Origin of the sequence: Aurantibacter crassamenti (assembly GCF_016811105.1) — a bacterium.
In the GTDB taxonomy this organism is placed as follows: domain Bacteria; phylum Bacteroidota; class Bacteroidia; order Flavobacteriales; family Flavobacteriaceae; genus Aurantibacter_A; species Aurantibacter_A crassamenti.
The window spans coordinates 1,219,200-1,239,460 of the sequence record NZ_JAFBGM010000001.1; the positions used below are offsets into that span (position 1 = coordinate 1,219,200).

Annotated in this window: 19 protein-coding genes; all 19 read right to left on the reverse strand. The window is 34.2% G+C overall.

Features of this window, described 5'->3' with window-relative positions; translation table 11 throughout:
* Positions 1-7 precede the first annotated feature (7 nt).
* A complete protein-coding gene (locus JQC67_RS05060) occupies positions 8-1,306 on the reverse strand; it encodes a phenylacetate--CoA ligase family protein (protein WP_238934485.1) in 1,299 nt (432 codons plus the stop codon).
* Positions 1,306-2,997: a C45 family autoproteolytic acyltransferase/hydolase gene (locus tag JQC67_RS05065; RefSeq protein ID WP_238934487.1), complete on the reverse strand. Its 1,692-nt coding sequence runs from the start codon at positions 2,995-2,997 to the stop codon at positions 1,306-1,308. The genes JQC67_RS05060 and JQC67_RS05065 overlap by 1 nt, the downstream gene beginning before the upstream one ends.
* Positions 2,975-4,519 carry a phytoene desaturase family protein gene (locus JQC67_RS05070; protein ID WP_203253192.1) on the reverse strand — a complete coding sequence of 515 codons (1,545 nt, stop codon included), beginning with the start codon at positions 4,517-4,519 and terminating at the stop codon, positions 2,975-2,977. The genes JQC67_RS05065 and JQC67_RS05070 overlap by 23 nt, the downstream gene beginning before the upstream one ends.
* Positions 4,516-8,196: an MMPL family transporter gene (locus JQC67_RS05075; RefSeq protein ID WP_203251767.1), complete on the reverse strand. Its 3,681-nt coding sequence runs from the start codon at positions 8,194-8,196 to the stop codon at positions 4,516-4,518. The genes JQC67_RS05070 and JQC67_RS05075 overlap by 4 nt, the downstream gene beginning before the upstream one ends.
* Positions 8,189-9,358 (reverse strand): DUF2062 domain-containing protein, encoded by a 1,170-nt coding sequence (locus JQC67_RS05080; RefSeq protein ID WP_203251768.1) that lies wholly within the window; start codon positions 9,356-9,358, stop codon positions 8,189-8,191. The genes JQC67_RS05075 and JQC67_RS05080 overlap by 8 nt, the downstream gene beginning before the upstream one ends.
* A gap of 86 nt (positions 9,359-9,444) precedes the next feature.
* On the reverse strand, positions 9,445-9,933 hold the full coding sequence (locus JQC67_RS05085) for a hypothetical protein (protein ID WP_203251769.1): 489 nt from the start codon (positions 9,931-9,933) through the stop codon (positions 9,445-9,447).
* Between the two features lie 5 nt (positions 9,934-9,938).
* Positions 9,939-10,310 carry a hotdog family protein gene (locus tag JQC67_RS05090; RefSeq protein WP_203251770.1) on the reverse strand — a complete coding sequence of 124 codons (372 nt, stop codon included), beginning with the start codon at positions 10,308-10,310 and terminating at the stop codon, positions 9,939-9,941.
* Positions 10,307-10,912: a hypothetical protein gene (locus tag JQC67_RS05095; protein ID WP_203251771.1), complete on the reverse strand. Its 606-nt coding sequence runs from the start codon at positions 10,910-10,912 to the stop codon at positions 10,307-10,309. Before JQC67_RS05095 ends, JQC67_RS05090 begins: the two co-directional genes overlap by 4 nt.
* Positions 10,893-11,552, reverse strand: coding sequence for a LolA family protein (locus JQC67_RS05100; protein WP_238934488.1), 660 nt, complete (start codon positions 11,550-11,552; stop codon positions 10,893-10,895). The genes JQC67_RS05095 and JQC67_RS05100 overlap by 20 nt, the downstream gene beginning before the upstream one ends.
* A complete protein-coding gene (locus tag JQC67_RS05105; RefSeq protein ID WP_203251772.1) occupies positions 11,545-12,321 on the reverse strand; it encodes a polysaccharide deacetylase family protein in 777 nt (258 codons plus the stop codon). Before JQC67_RS05105 ends, JQC67_RS05100 begins: the two co-directional genes overlap by 8 nt.
* Complete coding sequence (locus JQC67_RS05110; RefSeq protein WP_203251773.1) at positions 12,315-13,388, reverse strand: beta-ketoacyl synthase N-terminal-like domain-containing protein; 1,074 nt, start codon at positions 13,386-13,388, stop codon at positions 12,315-12,317. Before JQC67_RS05110 ends, JQC67_RS05105 begins: the two co-directional genes overlap by 7 nt.
* The gene (locus JQC67_RS05115) at positions 13,385-14,584 is read right to left on the reverse strand and encodes a beta-ketoacyl-[acyl-carrier-protein] synthase family protein (RefSeq protein WP_203251774.1); all 1,200 of its coding nucleotides are present in this window, start codon (positions 14,582-14,584) and stop codon (positions 13,385-13,387) included. Before JQC67_RS05115 ends, JQC67_RS05110 begins: the two co-directional genes overlap by 4 nt.
* A gap of 105 nt (positions 14,585-14,689) precedes the next feature.
* The gene (locus JQC67_RS05120; RefSeq protein WP_203251775.1) at positions 14,690-14,944 is read right to left on the reverse strand and encodes a phosphopantetheine-binding protein; all 255 of its coding nucleotides are present in this window, start codon (positions 14,942-14,944) and stop codon (positions 14,690-14,692) included.
* A gap of 5 nt (positions 14,945-14,949) precedes the next feature.
* Complete coding sequence (locus tag JQC67_RS05125; protein ID WP_317198356.1) at positions 14,950-15,378, reverse strand: hypothetical protein; 429 nt, start codon at positions 15,376-15,378, stop codon at positions 14,950-14,952.
* Between the two features lie 162 nt (positions 15,379-15,540).
* Positions 15,541-16,596: a methyltransferase gene (locus tag JQC67_RS05130; RefSeq protein WP_203251776.1), complete on the reverse strand. Its 1,056-nt coding sequence runs from the start codon at positions 16,594-16,596 to the stop codon at positions 15,541-15,543.
* Between the two features lie 62 nt (positions 16,597-16,658).
* Complete coding sequence (locus JQC67_RS05135; RefSeq protein ID WP_203251777.1) at positions 16,659-17,807, reverse strand: beta-ketoacyl-[acyl-carrier-protein] synthase family protein; 1,149 nt, start codon at positions 17,805-17,807, stop codon at positions 16,659-16,661.
* Positions 17,800-18,237 carry an acyl-CoA thioesterase gene (locus JQC67_RS05140; protein ID WP_203251778.1) on the reverse strand — a complete coding sequence of 146 codons (438 nt, stop codon included), beginning with the start codon at positions 18,235-18,237 and terminating at the stop codon, positions 17,800-17,802. Before JQC67_RS05140 ends, JQC67_RS05135 begins: the two co-directional genes overlap by 8 nt.
* The gene (locus tag JQC67_RS05145) at positions 18,227-19,495 is read right to left on the reverse strand and encodes an ABC transporter permease (RefSeq protein ID WP_203251779.1); all 1,269 of its coding nucleotides are present in this window, start codon (positions 19,493-19,495) and stop codon (positions 18,227-18,229) included. Before JQC67_RS05145 ends, JQC67_RS05140 begins: the two co-directional genes overlap by 11 nt.
* Positions 19,488-20,231, reverse strand: a complete 744-nt coding sequence (locus JQC67_RS05150) for an ABC transporter ATP-binding protein (protein ID WP_203251780.1) — start codon at positions 20,229-20,231, stop codon at positions 19,488-19,490. The genes JQC67_RS05145 and JQC67_RS05150 overlap by 8 nt, the downstream gene beginning before the upstream one ends.
* Between the last annotated feature and the right edge of the window lie 30 nt (positions 20,232-20,261).

Here is a 20,261-nt window from a genome sequence, read left to right on the forward strand (position 1 = left end):
TTCGATTTTACTGATTTCTTTTATCGATAACTCCAACTGGTTTCCTTCCCAGTTTACCCATGCTTAATTTTTGAATTTCTTTACTATCACAGACTTCTATTTTAGGAGAAACTCGAAGTTTAGAGCGAAAACGATCTTTTATTTTAACCAATAGTTCCTCAGAAGGAGTTTTAACCGCAATCTTTATTAAGATTTCATCGGTGCCGATAGTATTCTTATAAATTTCGATAACATGGCTAGCTACTTCCGAGAAATCATTCAGTAGATTGTCCATAGCAGGCGGATAAATAGTAGTGCCTTTGTATTTTATCATTTGTTTTTTACGGCCAACCAACGGTCCTAAACGAGTAGTGTTTCTGCCACAATTGCATTTTGCAGTATGTGCAATTACAATGTCGCCAGTTCTAAATCGAAGTAACGGCATAGCTTCAACGCCTAAGGTGGTTATTACCAATTCACCTTCTTGTCCATCAGGTACTTTATTTCCAGCATCATCTAGAATTTCAGATATAATTAACTCCGGGTGCTGATGCCCGCCTTGTTGCTCACTGCATTCTGTAAAAGCAGTGCTCATTTCTGTAGATGCGTAAGTTGAATATAATTCTATATCCCAAGCCTCTTTTATTTTCTTACCGAGTGTGTTTAAAGAGAAATCTTGTTCTCGTAAAGCTTCGCCAATACAAATGGCACCTTTAATGCCAGATGCATTTATATCGATATTATTTTTTGCTGCGTATTCTACCAATTTCAATAAAAAGGAAGGCACAACTATTAAATAAGTTGGCTTAAATTTTTTAATGGTGTCCCACTGCAATTCAGGAATTCCTGCCCCAACGCGAATAATACCTGCCTTAAGTTTTCTTGCGCCTAGAAAATATGCCAAACCAGCCATAAATCTACGATCTATGGTTGTTGTAAGTTGTAGAATGTCATCTTTGCCCACACCTGCGCAGGCGAATGAAATAGCCTCATTGTATGCTAAGCGGTCTAAATCTTTATCGGTGAGACCAACAGTTACCGGTTCGCCTAAAGTTCCGGAAGTGGTAACGAAATCAACAATTTCATTTTTTGGAACACAGAAAAAATCATCATTAAATTCTTGTAAATGCTCTTTTGTGCTAATCGGAATTCTTGCTAAATCTTCTAATGTTTGAATCTCCGCAATATTAATTTTGTGCGTATTGAATAGGTTTTGATAGTACTTTGAATTTTCATTCAAGTATGATAAAAGCACTTTCAATTTTTCTTCTTGAAAGTGTTTTATTTCTGCCGTAGTTGCTTTCTCAATTTCAGGAATTTCCATCATCAATTCAATCTTCTCTTTAATTTACGAATATAACGATCCACTTGTTCTTTGTCTGGTACAGTGGTAATTTCTTTTGAATTAGCTTTTAAAAATGCGGCTAAAGCAAGTGTGTCATATCCCTTGTTGTAATAATACATGCCAATGAGGTAATGTACTTCCCAAAACTCACGATTGCTAATTTCAAACTCTTGTAAAATCTGTTTTTCTAAATGTGTTTCATTGGCGATGGCCTTTTTTATTTCCGAATATAACTCCCGATATTTTTTATAACTATCGTATGCAGCAGAATATAAAAAGGAATCTTCCTTGACATTTAAAGTTGATTTAGACAATGAAGTATTACTATTGTTTGGTTGCTCGTTTGAGAATATTTCATTTAAATCATAAGCCACAAATTCACCCAATTGATACGGATTCGATGAAACCCAAACCAATAAATCTTCAGGTTTAAATACGATACCATGATGTGCTAATAATTGATTGAGCGCTTTTTCATTTCCATAGCCAATTGCTTTCTCGTTTAAGCCTTGTTTGTCTCTTAGAATTTCAACAGCTAGTGCTGGAGTCACTTTAGGATGCTCAACTAATAGTTCTTCCATTCGCTCAAATCGGTATTGCGAATGGCTTTCTAAAATGTGCTCTTGGTTCTTTTTGTCATTGGCATATGCAGCACTCTGAAAATGGTTGGCGCAAATTAATTGATTCGTATTTTCAACTTCATAAACACCAAAATTCTTTGGTGATACCTCAATAATTGCAGCTTTTTTGTCTTTGGCACTTCCAATAAAAATTGATTCGGAGACAAATACTTCTCGAGTTTTTGCAATAGCGATAGCCTCATCTATTGTAGAAGCGTATTGTAAAATTTCTCGAGTTACTAAAGATATTGGGGTTTTAGCAACTAGTGGAAAATCTGATTTTCCTGCATTTATGGTTACCGTTAATCCTTGGTCATTCATTCCGGATAGCACACCAATAAATCCACCCCAGGTAACAGACATAAAGTTATATCCATCATCGGGTTTTACAAAAGCGATAATTTTGTTTTCTGAAAATTCATCACCAACGTAGAAATCAAAATTTCGACCAATAATCATTTTGCCATCTTCAGTATGATCACCCCAAGCCGCAAAAGAAGAACAACCGACCAACGCTAAATCTTGCAAGGCATGACCAATGTCGTGAGCTCCATGAAAGTACATCACACGCTGATAAGGCTTAGCTATGTAATCTAAACCTTGTTTGGCATATTTTGAAATTCCATAAATCTCAGCTTTAAATTTTTCATCTATATTTTGATACATTTTTCGATTGAACCAAGCCAAAAATTTTCGTAAAAAATTTTGCCAACCTTTTGAAGGAACTAATTCATCAATCTTATTTACAAAAATTTCTTCTTGATGGTTAAAGAGTTCTTGTGTTAGGTTTCCGGTTTTTAAACCAAGCTCTAATGGATTTCCCGAAACCAATAGTTCCCATTGGCCCTGTTTATTTTTTGTCAAAAAATCTGAGCCAAGAGCATAGGTTGAATCGTTGATTTTTTGTCGTTTCTCAATTTGAGATTCATACTTAGAAACATCAGGTAAATCATGCAAAGATTTTTTAACACCACATGAACCCAGAACCAAAAAGAATCCAATGAGCAGAAACGTTTTTATTATGAAGTGCTTAATTGGCATTGACGTTTTCATTTTTAGTGCCCTGAATAATTTTGTCAATTAAATATTTTCCTCCTAAAATCTCAGAGCATGTGACAACACCACTAATTGTTACCCCTAGTATGCCATGCATATTTAAACTTTGACCAGTAAAAAATAGATTTTCAATTTTTGTGCGTGGTGAAATAAACGACAAAAGTGGGTCTTTAATATCTTTTACATAACCATACATAGAACCTCTAGTTGACCCAATATAATCGCGATAAGATAGAGGTGTAGAAGTGTGAATTGATTGAATGCACTCACGTATATTCGGAAACTTTTTTTCGATTGCAGTTAAGAAAGCTTCTGCCTTTATTTTCTTGAATTCTTCATAAGATTCGCCGCGGTCATTTTTATGGGCCACGGTATTAAAGGTGTCTTCCCATTGCGCTACTTCATCATAACGCATATAAGTGATAGCCGTTAGTTGGTCACCCCATTCGTCTTGGTTTTTGCGCACACCCATTGAAACCATGTAAGTCTCGGGCCAAGTTTTTTGACTGTACTCGTGACCTTTCCAAACCTTATCAGTGTCATTAAAATGATAGTAGTTTTTATTGATATATTTAAATGAGTTTGGTTTAAGAACAATGTGAATACTAAAAGCGGAAACGGTACTTTCTAAATTTTGAATACGAGAATTGTATGATTTTCTAAAATGTTTTTCACCTACCATTTTTAAGGTGAGTTTTGGTTCAATATTTGAAATGTACTTGTCACCAGTAATTTCTAATCCTTCGGCTGTAACCACAGAAGTAATTTTCTTATTACTGCACTTAATATCAATTACTTCTTGATGATTAAATGCTTCGCCACCACTTTCTTTAAGTCTTTTGACTAATAATTTAGTAATCTGGCTACCGCCATCTGCGCATCTATATGAACTTTGTATGTATGAATTAATAGAAAGCGCATGCACGTAAATTGGAGTTTTGTCAGCAATGCCGGCATACAATAAATTAGATCCCGCTAAAACCGCTCTAAGCTTTTTATTCTGAGTAATAGAATCGATATAATCTTTAGCTGATTGCTCAAAAAGCTCTGGATCGTTTCCGTATGGTTTACCAGCCTCTAAATTATAGAGCGGAAACTTTTGGCAAATCTCTTGTAACTTGTTGCAATAATTCTCAATAGCATTTTCCTCTTCTGGAAAATGACTAACTAATTGTTTTTTAAAATTGTCATAACCTTGCGCATGCGGATATTCAATTTCATCATCATCAAAGGTGATAACATCATAATTATCTTCATCTAATTTTTGAAGCTCTAAGCCATCTATTATACCTAGATAGTCAAAATAACGGTAAAGGTTTTGCCCTTTTGACAATCCGCCAATATAATGTACGCCCGTATCAAAAATGGTACGGTCTCTAACAAAAGTTTGTAAGTTGCCACCATACTGATTATTTTTCTCTAAAACACAAACACTTTTGCCCTCACGAGCCATAATTATTGCAGCTACTAGTCCGCCCATACCACTGCCAATGATTACAATATCATAATGTGATTTTATCTTTGCCAAATCGCCAGTTTTTTTTCTTGGTGTACTAGTTTAAATCCTAATTCAGATATTGAATTTTCTTGATAGATAGTGCCGTTTGTTATTAAAATGAAGTTAGCGATTTCATTACTTATTATGGGAATTAATGTATTTAAATCACCGTTGTCTAAGTTTAAAATGAGGGTATCAGGTTTTAGAGAAAGCGTTTTTTCTATGGTATCAAAAGTTGAAATTCGACCTCTAAATTGACTTGTAAATGAATTCTGAACCAACATTTGAGTGTTTGGTTTTGAATGAAAACAATTTATTTTTCTATCTGCCGAATCCATAGAAAGTAAAATTGCTAATTGCCCATAATCATCAACTAGATTAGCAATAGTTGCTTTTTTAGGCACAAAGTCTATGATTTTTTTATAGATGGATTTATTCGAAATGAAATCATTTTTAACAACCTTGTAAATAGTATTTCCTTTATAACGATATTCTGCTAAAATATCTTTTTGAAAGTAGGATGCAACTTCAATTTCATCTCTAAAATTTTGAAATTCGGTTCTAAAAAAGTTACCTATCTGTTTGGTGCGTTGACGATCAGTTTCACCAAATGATTTATCCGAAGAAAGTATTCTTTTTAAAATTTTCACACTAATACTACCATCACGAATCACAATACTTCCTTTGGGTTGTACTTCGGAGTTGCCATGAATGAGAACAGGTACAACATCTAATTTTAATTGTTCAGCAAGATAAAATGCTCCTTTATGCCAACGTCTAATTTTATTGGTGTCAGATCGCGTCCCTTCCGGGAAAGCCATTAACGAATAGCCTTGGTCAATTTTTTTCTGCAGATGCAGTACACTTTTTTCTATGCCTTCAGAAACAGGATAAAACTCTGCCAATCGTGCCGCAAATCTGAAAACAGGTGAATTGTAAACCCAATCATTAACCAAAAATATTATCTTCGGATGCAACATGCCGATGGTCAAAGAATCTAGTGCAGAAGCATGGTTTGCAATAATCATTGACGGTTTTTCAAAAGTTTCACCTGCCACATTAACCACTTTTTTCTTTACAAACGGATTACTATACAATACAGATTTCAAAAAATTGGACATGGCTTTATGGTACCATTTCATTTTCAATTTCTTGCTTATCGGAATTATTTTCACAAGTACCGTACTTAAAAATGAAAATAACATTCCGCCTAGTGCATAATAGGTTGATGAAAGTAAGGAGTGTAACAACACTCGTAATGAAATAGGTCTTTTTTTAGAACTTCCAATAAATAATTTGAATAATAATGGTTGTAAGGTGAATGCAATTGCGACTGCTGAGAGTATTCCAATTAAAGATACCAATGAAATGGAATGCAGTGCTGGGTGCTTGGCGAAAATTAATACACCAACACCTAAAATGGTGGTAATCACCGAAAGTATAATTGAGGTGCGATGGGTAGGTAAAAGTCGTTCGCCGGTTTTGAGTTCTGCTAATAAACCATTGGTAATAAAAATGCTGTAATCTACCCCAAGACCGAAAATAAAAGTGCAAATAATGATATTGAAAATGTTGAACTGAATGGAGAAAAGGCCCATAACGCCAACGGTAACAAACCAAGTTAAAAAAATAGGTAGTGAAGTAACTAAAGTCAAGGAAAAACTACGATAGTAAAATGCTAACAGTAATAAAACTACTAAAACCGAATACCCGATTAGGCGATTAAAATCATTTTTTAAATTACCAAGAAAAGTTTCATTAACGGCTTGCCTGTCAATTAAAACCGAATTGGATGAATTTTTAAAAGTATCTTCAATATGTTCAACTTGTGTTGAGTCTAGTTTAACGAGTGAGTTAATAGTGGTAAAGCCATCTTCGGTATTTATATAATCTTGAATCGGAATTGTATTTAGGGCTTTGAAATCAGCAATTTCTAAAGTTTGGAAATCCAAATGAAGAAGTTCATAAAAATCTTTAAAGGTCTCTGGTTTGAACCCTAATTCACTTCCGCTTGCAATTAGATTTTTCTGAAGGGTGCTACTTTTTTCTGCACTCCAGAATTGTTTCCATAAATTGATTTTTTTCTCTTGTGTAGCTTTTGAAGATACCAATTCACCAACACCGCTGTAATCAATAATTCTGTTTTCCTTTTTTAGGGTTGCAAGTTTTTGATTTAACTGATCGTTGGTTTGTAGTGTATTTTCAATCGACGTGCCGTAGGCAGCTATGTAAATAGATTTTGATTCAATATTTGTGAGGGCATCAATGCGTTTTCGAGCATCAATTAATGCTTTAGGCTCATAATTAAGTTGACTAATATCTTTATTGAAAAGCACTTTAGAATACGTGAAAATACTAACCATAAACGCTATTAAAACAACAGCAATAGCCCATTTGCTTTTATGAAAATTAAAGGCAGCAATACGGTCTAAAATTGTTTTGCCTTGTTTTTTTTCTATGGATACTTTATAAACTTGCGGAATAAAAAGTAAAGCAAAAACGGAAGAGCCAAGCACACTAATGGCTGCAAAAATTCCCAAATCTTGTAAGGCTTGCGATTCTAAAAATAGCAAACACAAAAATGCGGAAGCTGTAGTTAAACTGCTCATTAAAATAGCAGGCGCAACTTCTTTGTATAAACGTTTTATAGAATTTCCATTTCTAATGTGAGTTAAAATATGTAACGCATAATCTAGCGTGACACCTAATAAAATTGAACCAATACCTAACGATATAGCTGAGACTTTGGTGCGAATTAAAAATAAAATAGCAATGGCCAATAAGCCACCCAAGGCTGTTGGAGTAAAAAGAATTATGGGTAATGTGAGTTTTCTGTAAAACAGAATTAAAATTAGAAATAATAAAGTTAGCGCAATACTTACAGTGAATTGTATGTCTTGTTTTATTTGGCGTGCGTTAGCAACTGCAATTAATGCCCCGCCAAAATAATCAAGTTTCGCTTTTCCTTGAAATGAATTGTTTAGCGTGTTACGAATAGTATAAAGTTGGTCAACAAAAGGTTCGTTATTAGCGGTGTCACTTGATTCAAAAGCTGGACTAACAAAAAGCAATATATTCTTTTGATCTTTGCTTAGAAGAAATCCATCTTTGATACTAAAGTCATCACCAAAACTTAATTGTTGCAATTTTTTTAATGCAATAAACGATAGTCCTAATGGGTCTTTAAGAATAGTTTCGCGAGCAATAATACCTGATGGAGAAATTAAGGTTTTATAATTTTCTTTGGTGATTGCAGCGATAGAGTCTTGTGCTAATTTTTTCGCAATTGTTTTATAATCAGTTTCATCTAAAAAAAGCGGCAAATTATTGTAGACAAAATCAATTGATTTTAAAACGACTTCGTCTTCAATCTTGCCTTGAATATCTTTAATGTAATCAGCGGAAGTTTTATTTAGACTATCTAAAAAATGAGTAGCAAATTCAGTAAGGTCATTTGCGCTTCCATCATTTTGTAATTGAATATTGACAATAATTTTGTCAGCAAAGTTGACTGATTTTAAAACTTTTTGAAGTTGTTTAGATTCTTCATTTACAGGAATCAATTTTGATATATCTTCCTCAAATTGAATTCGAGATGCTAAAAAAGCTAGTCCACTAACAAGTAAAAAAAGCAATACTATGCTTTGCCATTTGTTGGCGCTGATCCAATCGTGTGTTTTATGGAAGACGCTACCCATTGCTTACTGTAGAATTTTTTCGGTTGAAAAAAAGTAGCGTGAAATAACCTAACAGTCCAAATACAATTGAGGCCACAGTAGCTAGTGTGAAACTGCCAATGAGATAGGTGCGTAATTGTTTAATTGCGCCAAAATCTTCACTAAAGTCGCTCATTGAAAAACTCACTTCTTGTCCGGTTACCCAAGAGCCCGTATGTAAACTTAAAAAAACAACAATCGGAATTAAAGGTGCCATACTAACATTTGAAAAGGCAAAGGCAATTACTTTGTTCAATTTAAAAAGAACGGCTAGTGTAATAACTAAAATTGTATGAAAACCCCACAGCGGAGATAGACCTATAAAAATACCTAAAGCAATAGAGAGGGCCTTTTTTAATGGTGGATCATTACTTTTTAAAAAGTCTTCATAAAAAAAACGTTTAAAGCCTTTTTTGCGAAACTTCCGAAATAAATCACGCGGTTTAATGTAGAATAAAGCTATGAGTACCAGAACAGTATTTAGTGCGCTAATACGTAAGAAATCTTTTGTTGGGCGGTAATGTGAAACACGTTCGGTTTCATCATATAAGACGCGAATTGGCACATTTTTTAAGGTAATACCATTCCAAGAAGACTTTACCATGGCTTCAATCTCAAACTCGAACTTATTCGTTCTGAGTTTTATGTCTTGCATTGCTTTTATGGGATACAAACGAAAACCTGATTGGGTGTCGGCTAATGTCGTTCCTGTGGTAACCCACAGCCAAAAATTGGAAAATTTGTTACCGAAACTACTCTTTTTTGGAACGCTTTCATGCGTCATATTTCGACTGCCAATCAATAAAATTTTCTTGTCTTCAGTCGCGACTAATTCATCTAAGAATATTGGAATATCCTCAGGAAAATGTTGACCATCAGAGTCAATAGTGATGGCAAATTCAAAACCTAATTCTAATGCTTTTTTAAAGCCTAATCTTAGCGCATTTCCTTTTCCTTTATTTTGAGTTAAAGTGATTTGGGTATATTCTGAATAATCAATTAAGTGCTCTTTTGTATTGTCGGTAGAACCATCATTGATGATAATAATATTAGTAGTCTGAAGAAGAACACGGTCTAAAACTCGTTTTAAGGTTTTAGCATTGTTATAGGTAGGTACTATGACGCAACATTTAAGTTGCCTCATATTTTCTTGTACATTGTCAATATTCGTGGTTGTTGGTGTATTCAATCTTTCCCCAATATATTAGGCAAAGATACATATTCACAAGCCTAAAACAATTGCTTTTCGGCTTGGGTAAAGCTGTTAGATTGTTGAATGTAGCCCTTTACAAAATCTTTAATTTCTTGTGAAGTTTCAGAAGAATAATGGTCAAGAATAAATTGCTTGTCTGTAGGTATTTCAGATTTGTATCTTAAAATTTTAGGCGAATTTTCTTGTACCCCTAGTCGCAGGCAACGTATTTCAATGTTGTTTGGTTCTTCTTTTATTGCTGTTTCAAGTAATACTACCCCTTCTTTGAAATAACCTTTTTTATCTTTTATTGCTTTACTGTGTTTTGCTAATAATGTTGATACCGCGCCTTTGTACGCAACAAGAATGGCTTGGTCATCTTCAGATATAGATGCAAGCGCATCATGCATTTTCTGCGTCACTTCTTTATTATCATTGGCAAGCACATAGTTTTTACGCAATTCACTTAGACTAAGCGAAATGAATGCTAAAGAAAAGAAACAGAATGCATATGCCAATACTTTCATTGCGCCTATATTATTTTGAATGTAGCATTCAATTTTAATGCCAGAGTGTCTTCATATGTGGCTGTATTCTTAATTTTAATTATACCGTCATCTTCAGAATAGTTGATGGTTAAATTTAAAAGTTTATTTTCTTCAGGATCTATGATAGCCATAAACTTGATGTTAGAACAACTTGATAAAAAGAGTTTTTTAGCAGTAGCTCTTTCGGTTAGTTCTTTAATCATCTGAATCATGCAAACACCTGGCATTACTGGATTGTCAGGAAAATGACCATTAAAAATTTCATGGTCCTTATTTAATGTTACCGTAGCAATTACAGCGCCATTATTGTTTTCAAATGATTTTACTTCGTATAGATTCTCTATGAGTACGTTCATAATTTTTTCAGATGAATATTCAGTTTTATGTTATGATGTTGAATGTTGATGTCAGTTGCAATGTTATCATTTATTCCTGAAAATAAGAAAGTAACTTTTTCTTTTCCGTTGCTTACCCGAACTATTTTAGTAAGTCGACTATTTTCTATAAGATAAAAATGGTTTTTATTTAAAAGTTCAGTCTGCATTATTTTTAATTCACCATCAGAATATGAATTTTTTAAAATTGAATTTTGCTTAATTAGGGCAAAAAAATCATATTTTAGGGTGTTTATGAGTATTTTTTTGTCCATTTCTGGTAAAATATGGTTGATTTTGAAATTTTCGTCTAAAAATTCAAAATCAAAAAGTTTGTTCCCCATTTCAGTAGTAAAGACAATTCTATGATGTTTGTCTCCCATCTTTTTTACTATAAATATTCCGCTGAAAGATTTTTTTAAAACTTTTATATCAGCTTTATAGATATAATCTTGAGAGGAGTCAGAAAAATAGGGGTTGTTTATTTGAACTTCTTCAGTATCTGATATCATGAAGTTTTGGTTCTTCGGATAAGATCCACAGCTGACCAATACTAAAACAAGACTACTGAGCAAAAACCGCATCAGGTATATTTTGATTGTTTAATCGGTTTGAAAACTGAATAAGCGTATAGTCATTTGTAGGCTCAATCATTTTGACTTCACTTACAGTTGCTTTTTCGTTGAATGTAATATGGAACTCTTTGATATACTTAGCGAACTTTTCATCTTTTGGCGAAAAATGAACTTCACTACCTTTTTCAATGTTAAAATAGGTAATTCGAAATTCTTCTGTGTTGAACATATCACCTGTAATACTAGTACTTATAAGCTTATTCAATTGTTTGAATAATTTATTCGAGCCAATATCAATATTGTTTTTTTCACCTTCATTATTGATATAAAGCATATCATTTTTAAACAAAACTGAATATTTAAATGGTTTTACATAAGCCCATTTTAACATGTCAGGGCTTTTAAAAGACAGTTTGCCATTTGATTCTATGTCGTTTGAAAGAAAGTCTAGATGCTTGAATTGCACAAAATCTGCTGTAATGGTTTTTGTTGTTTCGGCCAAAGATTTTACGCTAGCTTGCAATTGGGCAGCTTCATCCGAGTTCATTTGGGTTTGAGCAAATAATTCTCCTGTAGCAAAAAGTATAATAAAAGCGCTTATTAAAAGACTTGATTTAATAGAAGTGTTATTTATAAACCATTTATTCATAAGCCTTGATCTTCAAAAGCTGTTCAACCGGAACAGACTTTAGATTATTTACCTGCAAAAATAGCAATAACCGTTCCAACACATCTACCGTTTTTGTTGAGGTGTCATGCAAAAGTATAATATCGCCTTTGGTAACCTTAGCTGTGATGCGCTTTAAAATAACTTCCTCACTTCTGTTAGTAGTATCTAAGGAACGTACTGACCACCCAATAGAGCTTACGTTGAGTTTTGTAACAGCTTCTTGAATACTTGGGTTTGTAACGCCAAATGCAGGGCGATATAGCCTCATTTTGTAACCTGAAATTTTTTCTACAATGGTATTGGTTGTTCGTAATTCGTTAATCACTTTGTTTGTCCTGAAAAAACCGAAGTCATTGGTGTGTGAATATGTGTGATTACCAATACTATGACCTTGTCTTAATATGTTTTGAACAATATTCGGGTGTTTTTCGGCATGCTTTCCAATTAAAAAAAAAGTCGCTTTAGCGTTATATTGTTCTAATAATTCTAATATTTTAGGAGTGAACTCAGGGTTTGGGCCATCATCAAAGGTTAAAGAAATTTGACTTTCTATAACATTTTTATTCTCAGACAATGATGTTAAATGATAATTCCATCGAATAAAGAAAGAGCCACAAAGCGTTAATAAAAACCATAAAATCAATATTACCGGGTAGCTAATCCATGGTATTGCAGTCACAAAATTCAGACCAATTAATGTGACTAAAAGTGCTATAAAAAATAGGTTGATGTACTTTCGCTTTAACATCCTTTTAATAATACAAAGCTCTGATTTTCACCTCTATATTGATTGTAGAGCAAAATGGTTTGTAATTTTTCAGGTTGAATCGAATTCATTTGAACCGCTTTGGGTATGTTTTGATTTTTCAAGATTTTATTGGCTAACCAAAATCCGAAAGCAGACGCCGTGTCAAATTCACCTGATAAATGTTTGTAATACGCCTGAGGTGTTTCTTTAAATATATTATTAGATAATTCATCATAATACGCATCAAACTCAATGTCACCATTGTTACCCATGACAATTAAATCAATGTCTTTAATTGATAAATTATTTTCCGAAAGAAAGTCAGTTGCCAATGATTCAATTCTTTCAAGAGCTATTGTGTTGAAAGTTTTAAGCGCTATTAATTGCGAATAGACAGAATTAGTTTTCTCGTTTGAAAGTAGAAAAAAGTTGGCGCCTTCTGAAAACACGGCTCCCTTACTTTTAGAGGTTAAAAGTGCATTGGTGTGCACAGGTGTTTTTTTAATATGACCAATAAAGCGATGGGTGTTTTCATGATGATCAACCAATTCATCTACGCCACCAACTAAAATGTGTTTGGCTTCATTTTCTTCTAGTTGCATTTTAGCATCTAAAAGTGAAGATTCAAATGAACTTGATGAATGAACATAAGTGAAATTATGTCCTTTACAGCCCATGCCCAATGCAATTTGACCTGCAACGGTATTATGTGAAGATTGAATAAAGCGAGTAGGTGTTAGGTATTGCTCATCATTATCAATTATATCTTTTATAAATTTCTCTGAATCGCCAATACAGCCTAGTCCCGTTCCAACAATAATTGCATCAACCGCACTTTCTTCAATTTGTGCTTCACTTAAAGCTGTTTTTGCACTTGCGGTACTCATTTTTATTCCCTTTGCCATTCGTCTTGCGGCCGCAGGCGGAATGAATTCTTTATAGTTGGGTGAGATGACAGCCAAGGTGGTATCTTCATAATTGACAATTTCATCAAGAAACACCGAATTATCAAGGGTGTTTTGTGGTGAAACTGAACCAACACTATTTATGTAGACCGACTTTTTCATGCTTCTTTTGAAAATATTACGGTCGAACAATTTCCGCCAAAACCGAACGAATTTGATAGCACTGTTTTTAATTCTTTTTGCTTGAGATTTGTTTCAGGACACAAATCGAATTCTTTCATTGGAGTTTTAAAATTCAGATTTGGGTAGATAATGTTATTTTGTAAAGCAAGCACAGAATATACAGCTTCTACACCTCCGGCAGCAGCCAAAGTGTGACCTGTAAATGCTTTTGTTGAGCTAAATTCAGGAACATTAGCTCCAAAAACACGAAGTAGCGCTCTGCCTTCTGAAAGGTCATTGTTGGGTGTTGCTGTACCGTGAGCATTTACATAATCAATAGCGTCTGGTGAGAGTCCGGCTACGTTCAATGCTTTCTCCATTGCTAAAACGGCACCGTCTCCTTGTTCTGAAGATGCAGTTTGGTGGTAAGCATCATTTGAATTGCCATAACCTTTCACATAAGCCAGCACTTTTTTGTTATCTCTAGCAATAATCTTATCAGATTCTAAAACCAAATAAGCTGCTGCTTCCCCTAAATTTAAACCTTTTCTATTTTCATCAAAAGGGGCGTTAAAGGTGTCAGATTGAATCATTAAAGTTTTGAAGCCGTTAAGTGTGAATTTTGACATGGCATCGGTGCCACCAACTATTACACGATCCAATTGACCAGATTTAATCATTCTTGCGCCGAGCATAATTGCATTAGCGGCAGAAGAACAAGCGGTGCTTATAGTGGTGACAAAACTTTCTTTTAAACCTATGAAATTTGCAATCTTCTTGGTGGTGTCACCAGCACCTAGTCCGGTAATGTGATTCCAATGCAAATCATTTTCGTAAAAATCATAGAAATACTGTTCAGTTTTATCCATACCACCAACTGTGGTACCAGATATTAAACCAGTAGTACAATCGTTGATGTTTGATATTTTGGCATTAGCAATAGCCTCTTGTGCTGCAATTATGCCTATCATTGGTGTGCGAGAGTACGCATCAGCATCAAGGTTTAATAATTTTTCAAGAGTGTCATTTTGAGCGGCTATTTCACCCACCATAATTTCGTTCTTATGAACTGTTTCAATTTGGGTGATTTTTGAAATGCCTATTTTGCCTGAAATCAGAGATGCATAATTTTCAGCTACATTGTTGCCAATTGCTGAAATAATACCAATTCCTGTTATAGCGACTCCTTGACTCATTGACTGTTTATGGTATGCGAAACAAGTTCACGTAAAAGTACAAATATCCCATTTTAAGTATAGAGATATTTTGAATACGCCTTATCTGTATTTTGGGGGTAGTACTTAGCTTTTGTTAGCTTCAATGTAAGCCGCCATTGTGTCAATTGACTCGAAGATTTTTCGACCTTCTTTTGGATCCGCTAACTTAATGCCGTAATCCTTGTCAAGCATTACGATAAGCTCTAAAGCATCAATAGAGTCAAGCCCTAAACCTTCACCAAAAAGAGGCTCGCTATCTGAAATTTCTTCCACAGACAGGTCTTCAAGATTCAACTGCTCTATTATTTTTTCTTTCAATTCTAATTTCAATGCGCTCATTGGGTCTAATATAATCTGGTTATTTCGCTAATAGAATGTACAAAAGTACCGTTATTGGCAACAATGTACAAGAATGCGTCATATTTTCCATTATCGAAGTCTACCCAGCCGCAAAGAACTTTTTTGGCTTTTTCTTCTGAGATTAAGTTTTCGCTATAATCAAAGAGTATATCGGGAGTAAAACGGTCAAAAACGAAAAATCCATTTTCTGAAAATAATTGATGACGAATACTTATTTCACCCAAACAAATGTTGGGTAATGTATAGACAAATACGGCGGGGCTGGCAAAACCATTTTCGATAGCATTTTGGTGTTTACGATCCGTGTCTAAACTTGATGCACGGTTTGATAAAACCAAAGCAATATCTTTTTCAGATTCATCTTTTAATAAAACCTCTGATGCTATAAATGTTAATTTACTAAGACTGTCCATCTTGAAAAACTTAGAATGGTCAATCTCAAAATGTTTGTAAGCCGCCTTTATAAAGTCTTTAAAATCTGTTGATTCTTGCTTGTAAATGCATTTGCCATCTACAAGTACTTCACCATTTCTGATGTGACAATAGCTCTGTATGTGAAGTGCTGTGTTCAGTTGTTATTTCTTTTTACAAATAAACATTGTGTGATATTCGCCAAGACTAATATCTTCTTTAATAGTTAGACCGGCTTTGTCGGCCAAATCAATAAGTTCGGTAGCTTTATACATTTTACTATTTCCGTTGGCAAGCGCTGTAAAATATAAAGATGTTGCTTCTAAAATAAATTTGGCATTGCCAAATTTCTGACGATCTGTATATGTTTCAATTATAATTAACTCAGTATCAGCATTCATAGCCTTTACACTTGTGCTCAATATTTTTAGAATTTCTTCTTTTGAAAAACAATCTAAAAATTGACTCATCCAAATTATATCTGCGCCTTCTTGGACTTTTGGATTTTCAGAAAGCCAATCAATTTCTTCTCCAGAAACTCTATCACCGTGTCCTTTGGCTTCCGCATTTGCCAAAGCCTTTTTTAATTGTCCTGGCAGGTCATATATTTTTACCTGAATGTCGTTATTAAACTCGCAACATTGAATAGCAAATTTTCCTGTGTTACCCCCAATGTCAAAAATTGTTTTAGGTGAACTTTTAAAAATGATATTTAAGGCATCAACAAAAATTTCATCGGAATAGAAGTGGTCAAAATCAAACCAAGATTTTTGTATGTGAGGTGGTAATTGAGAAAGACCCTCGTAAATGGTGCTCCAATCACCTAATTCTTTTAAGCCTTGTGGTTTTCCAGTTTTTATAGTGTCTTCTAAATGAAAGAGTCCTTGATAACATACATCTTGGGTGAAGTTAAGATTGACTTCGGTCATTTTATGGTAGTTTAAAAAGTATCCAATTTTAGATAATTCATACTTTTCATCTTCATCTTTTGTTACAATCTCTGAGCTTTCAGCTATTTCAAGAAGTACACTTAATCCGTATTCACTAATAGATAAAGCTTCACAAATTTCACTTTGTGATACGGCACATTTAGAATCGAAAATATAATCTAAAACGCCTAAATTTTTAAGGGTAACCGAAGTTTGAAAAACGAAAGGGGCGAATGCTATTTTTTGCGCTTCTTGCAAGGCATCTACTGCCCTAATGGTTTTTTTTGACATATTCTGTTTTGGTTATACCGAACTAAGCGAGCAAATTTAACAACTACAATTTTTATTTAGCCTTATTGAGTCACTTTTTGAAAAATAGCAGCAGTATTACAACCGCCAAAACCTGATGCTGTTTTTAAAAAGGTGTTGAGTTTTTTCGCTTTTGTTTTTTTTATAATATTAAGTGGTTTTGATACTCCTAATTCTTGAAAACCTAATGAGGCAAACAATGTGTTTTTCTGTAAAGAATGCATGCCGATAATTGTTTCTAATAAGCCAGATGCACCTAGGGTGTGTCCAAAATAACCTTTAAGACTATTTAATGGCGCATTTTGTAAATCGGCACGATTAAATGCGATGGCTTCCATTTCATCATTGAAAATAGTTGCAGTACCATGTGCTGATATGTAATCGATTTTATCTGCGGATAAATTAGCTTGGTTTAAAGCTGAAGTGACACTCCGATACAGTCCTTCGCCGGTTCGTGACGGTCCAGAAATGTGATTTGCATCATTACAGGAAGCCTCACCTAGTATTTGCACTGCTTCTTTGGGTAGGTTGTTTGGGTCTGCAGTTACAAAAATACTTGCCCCAATTTCGCCAATGTTAATACCAGATCGAGTTTTACAATAGGGTCGACAGGGTGCTGCGCTTAATGCTTGAAAAGATTGAAATCCTGTTAGTATAAATTGAGTTACTAAATCTCCGGCAGCAATAAATACATGGTCATAAGTGCCTTGTTTGATGAATCTTTTTGCTACTGCTGAGGCAAGAACCCCTGAAACGCAGGCGTTAGAAAGTACTATAGCGTCATTTTTGAAGCCAAAAAACGATGCGATTTTTTCACCTAAAGTAGATAGGTAAGCCCTTTCTTCTGAAAACTCACTATTCTTTTCAAGAACATCAATATTACCTTTTGTTGTTGAAATAATCAGACCTACGCGATTATTTAATGCAACATTCGAGTTTTTAATGGTGTTGGCAAGTGATGTGATTAATATTTTTTCAAGAGGGGTATATGCTTCTTTGGGGTTTAATTTTTGAAACGCAACTTCTAATTTATCTCTATTTATTTTTGATGAATAAAATGGTGTTGGTAGTATGCTGTCATCATCAACCAATTCAAGGCTTGATATTTCATTTTGTATTTGAGAAACAGCTGCTGCGCTATCAAATCCGTAGGAAGAAACAATTGTATTATGTGACAGATAAATTTCACTCATCTAACAACCTTACTTTTTGTTTCCATTCCATAAAAAATTCAGGAATGACAAGTGATAAATCTCCATCTAATTCTACAAAAACTTGTACGGTTTGACCGGTGCAAACTACTTGCCCCTCAGGATTCATGATTTCATATTTAAAAATCATTTTAGCAGCGGCACTATCTATATAAGTGGTCTTAATTTTAGCAACATCGCCATAGCGTAAAGGTAACTTGTGTTCGCAAGATGATTTTACTATTGGTGTGCTGAAATTATGAGTTTTCTGGTCGAGGTATGAAATACCATGATGCCGGCCAAAAGCTTCTCGGCCATCTTCAAAATACTGAATATAATTTCCGTGCCAGACAATACCAAGAGGGTCGCATTCGGTAAACCGAACCCGAACGTCACTTGTAAAACTGATTTCTTTTTTGACTTTAGACGGCATTTTTTCGTTTGTAATAAATAATGGCAATTAGGGTAGTTGCAATAAAAAACAGTGTTAAAAGCCCTATTTCAGGTAGAATTTCAACAAACCCCACGTTTCTCAAAAATACATCATAAAAGGCATTTAGGCCCCAATTCATTGGTGATAGATTTGAAAGGGTTTGCATTAATTTAGGCATAGCAAATACAGGTACCCATACACCTCCAATTGCAGCTAGAATAACCACAAAAGTAGCGCCGAATGGTGCGGTTTGTTCTTGACTTTTGGCTATTGTGCCTAAAAGTAAACCAAGACCAACCGCTGCTAATCCTGCAAAAAAAGCAACTACGAAAAGTAAGGGTAATCGACCTGAGACATCAAGTTGTGGTAATCCAATTAGAGGAAATAAGTAAATGCCTACCAATAACATCAAAGCGAACTGAACTAATGAGACAACTAAAAAGACCAATGCTTTGCCGCCTAAAACCGTTGCGTAGGCCACAGGATGCGTTCGTAAGCGTACAAATGTGCCTTGGTTTTTTTCTTTTACCATGTTTATTGAAAGCGGTAGAATAATAAAAAAAATTGCGAATAATGACCAAGCTGGAATATTATGTTGTGTTGAATTAGGAATCATAGCTTGCTTGCCAGAATTGGGTATAATTTCTTTAAAACTTATAAAGCTTTCTGTGTCAAATATTTCTTCATAAGGGTCTTCTGATATTTCTTCTTGAAAGGCTTTATAGATGGTTTTAGTTTCAATTTTTGAAACCATTTGGTTAATGCCACTTTTAATAGAATTTCTAAAAGAGAATTGTGTTGCAGGGTCAAAATAAAGTTTGACCTCTTTCGCTTTTATATTTGATTTTTCAGCGGATAGTTCACCTTCGTCTACACCAAACTTTTCTAAAATACCTGATACATTTTCAGCTATTTTTAGGTTTAAATCATCAGAAAGATTTTCAGGTATGACAATTGCTAATTGATATTTTCCATTTTGAATAAGTTCTTGGGCTTGATTTTCATTTGACTGTTCAGATATGTTAAACATTTCTGATGTCTTTAGATTTTCTAAAATAGTTTTTGAGACTTCACCTTTATCGTTGTCGACTAAAATTATAGAAACCTTATTCTGCTTGATGGTTTTGAAAGTGCCGTCTTGAACTGTAGTAATAACTATAACTAATAATAATGGCATGAAAAACAATACTGCCAAGCCCCCAATATCACGGGTCAGCAATAAAAATTCTTTATATGCACTTGCTAAAAGTTTATGCATAATCTCTAAGAGCTTTACCGGTTATTGCTAGAAAAACATCTTCTAAATGTTGTGCCCCTTGTTGTTCGTTAATCAATTTTTTGGGTTCACCCTTTACTACGATACTACCATGGTCTATAATCGCAACACGGGTGCAAAATTCCTCCGCCTCGTTCATATGATGCGATGTATAAATTATAGTAGTGCCGTTTTTATTTAATTCTTTAAGATGGTCTATAATAGCATTTCTTGATTGTACATCAACGCCTACAGTAGGCTCGTCTAGAAACAAAACTTTTGGTTTGTGTAATATTCCTGCAATAAGATTAATACGTCTTTTCATGCCGCCAGAAAACGTTTTTATTTTCTGATTAGCGAATTTTGAAAGTCCTAATGTTTCAAGATGCGAAGTAATGTCATTTTTTAAAGCAGGTTTTTTTATACCATACATGCTTCCGAAATACATTAGATTTTCAAGTGCCGTTAAACTAGGATAGAGGGCATATTCTTGAGGTACGGTACCAATTAGTTGTTTAAGTTCTTTTTGATTTTCTGAATAATTTAGATTGGCAATTGAGAAAGAACCTGCAGTTGGCCTTAATAGCGAACTTAACATTGAAATTAAAGTAGTTTTACCAGCTCCGTTCGGGCCAAGTAAGCCAAATATTTCACCTTCAGAAATAGTTAAATTCAAATCTTTCACCGAATAATAATCGGTGTTTTTGTACTTTTTAGAAAGGTTATTGATTTGAATCATTGCCTTTTTATTGTTAATTTAAGATGCAGC

Excerpts from the sequence above, each read along its gene's own strand:
- JQC67_RS05060 (WP_238934485.1), bottom strand. The coding sequence starts at position 1,306 with ATGATGGAAATTCCTGAAATTGAGAAAGCAACTACGGCAGAAATAAAA.
- JQC67_RS05065 (WP_238934487.1), bottom strand. The coding sequence starts at position 2,997 with ATGAAAACGTCAATGCCAATTAAGCACTTCATAATAAAAACGTTTCTG.
- JQC67_RS05075 (WP_203251767.1), bottom strand. The coding sequence starts at position 8,196 with ATGGGTAGCGTCTTCCATAAAACACACGATTGGATCAGCGCCAACAAA.
- JQC67_RS05080 (WP_203251768.1), bottom strand. The coding sequence starts at position 9,358 with ATGAGGCAACTTAAATGTTGCGTCATAGTACCTACCTATAACAATGCT.
- JQC67_RS05085 (WP_203251769.1), bottom strand. The coding sequence starts at position 9,933 with ATGAAAGTATTGGCATATGCATTCTGTTTCTTTTCTTTAGCATTCATT.
- JQC67_RS05090 (WP_203251770.1), bottom strand. The coding sequence starts at position 10,310 with ATGAACGTACTCATAGAGAATCTATACGAAGTAAAATCATTTGAAAAC.
- JQC67_RS05095 (WP_203251771.1), bottom strand. The coding sequence starts at position 10,912 with ATGCGGTTTTTGCTCAGTAGTCTTGTTTTAGTATTGGTCAGCTGTGGA.
- JQC67_RS05100 (WP_238934488.1), bottom strand. The coding sequence starts at position 11,552 with ATGAATAAATGGTTTATAAATAACACTTCTATTAAATCAAGTCTTTTA.
- JQC67_RS05105 (WP_203251772.1), bottom strand. The coding sequence starts at position 12,321 with ATGTTAAAGCGAAAGTACATCAACCTATTTTTTATAGCACTTTTAGTC.
- JQC67_RS05110 (WP_203251773.1), bottom strand. The coding sequence starts at position 13,388 with ATGAAAAAGTCGGTCTACATAAATAGTGTTGGTTCAGTTTCACCACAA.
- JQC67_RS05115 (WP_203251774.1), bottom strand. The coding sequence starts at position 14,584 with ATGAGTCAAGGAGTCGCTATAACAGGAATTGGTATTATTTCAGCAATT.
- JQC67_RS05120 (WP_203251775.1), bottom strand. The coding sequence starts at position 14,944 with ATGAGCGCATTGAAATTAGAATTGAAAGAAAAAATAATAGAGCAGTTG.
- JQC67_RS05125 (WP_317198356.1), bottom strand. The coding sequence starts at position 15,378 with ATGGACAGTCTTAGTAAATTAACATTTATAGCATCAGAGGTTTTATTA.
- JQC67_RS05130 (WP_203251776.1), bottom strand. The coding sequence starts at position 16,596 with ATGTCAAAAAAAACCATTAGGGCAGTAGATGCCTTGCAAGAAGCGCAA.
- JQC67_RS05135 (WP_203251777.1), bottom strand. The coding sequence starts at position 17,807 with ATGAGTGAAATTTATCTGTCACATAATACAATTGTTTCTTCCTACGGA.
- JQC67_RS05140 (WP_203251778.1), bottom strand. The coding sequence starts at position 18,237 with ATGCCGTCTAAAGTCAAAAAAGAAATCAGTTTTACAAGTGACGTTCGG.
- JQC67_RS05145 (WP_203251779.1), bottom strand. The coding sequence starts at position 19,495 with ATGCATAAACTTTTAGCAAGTGCATATAAAGAATTTTTATTGCTGACC.
- JQC67_RS05150 (WP_203251780.1), bottom strand. The coding sequence starts at position 20,231 with ATGATTCAAATCAATAACCTTTCTAAAAAGTACAAAAACACCGATTAT.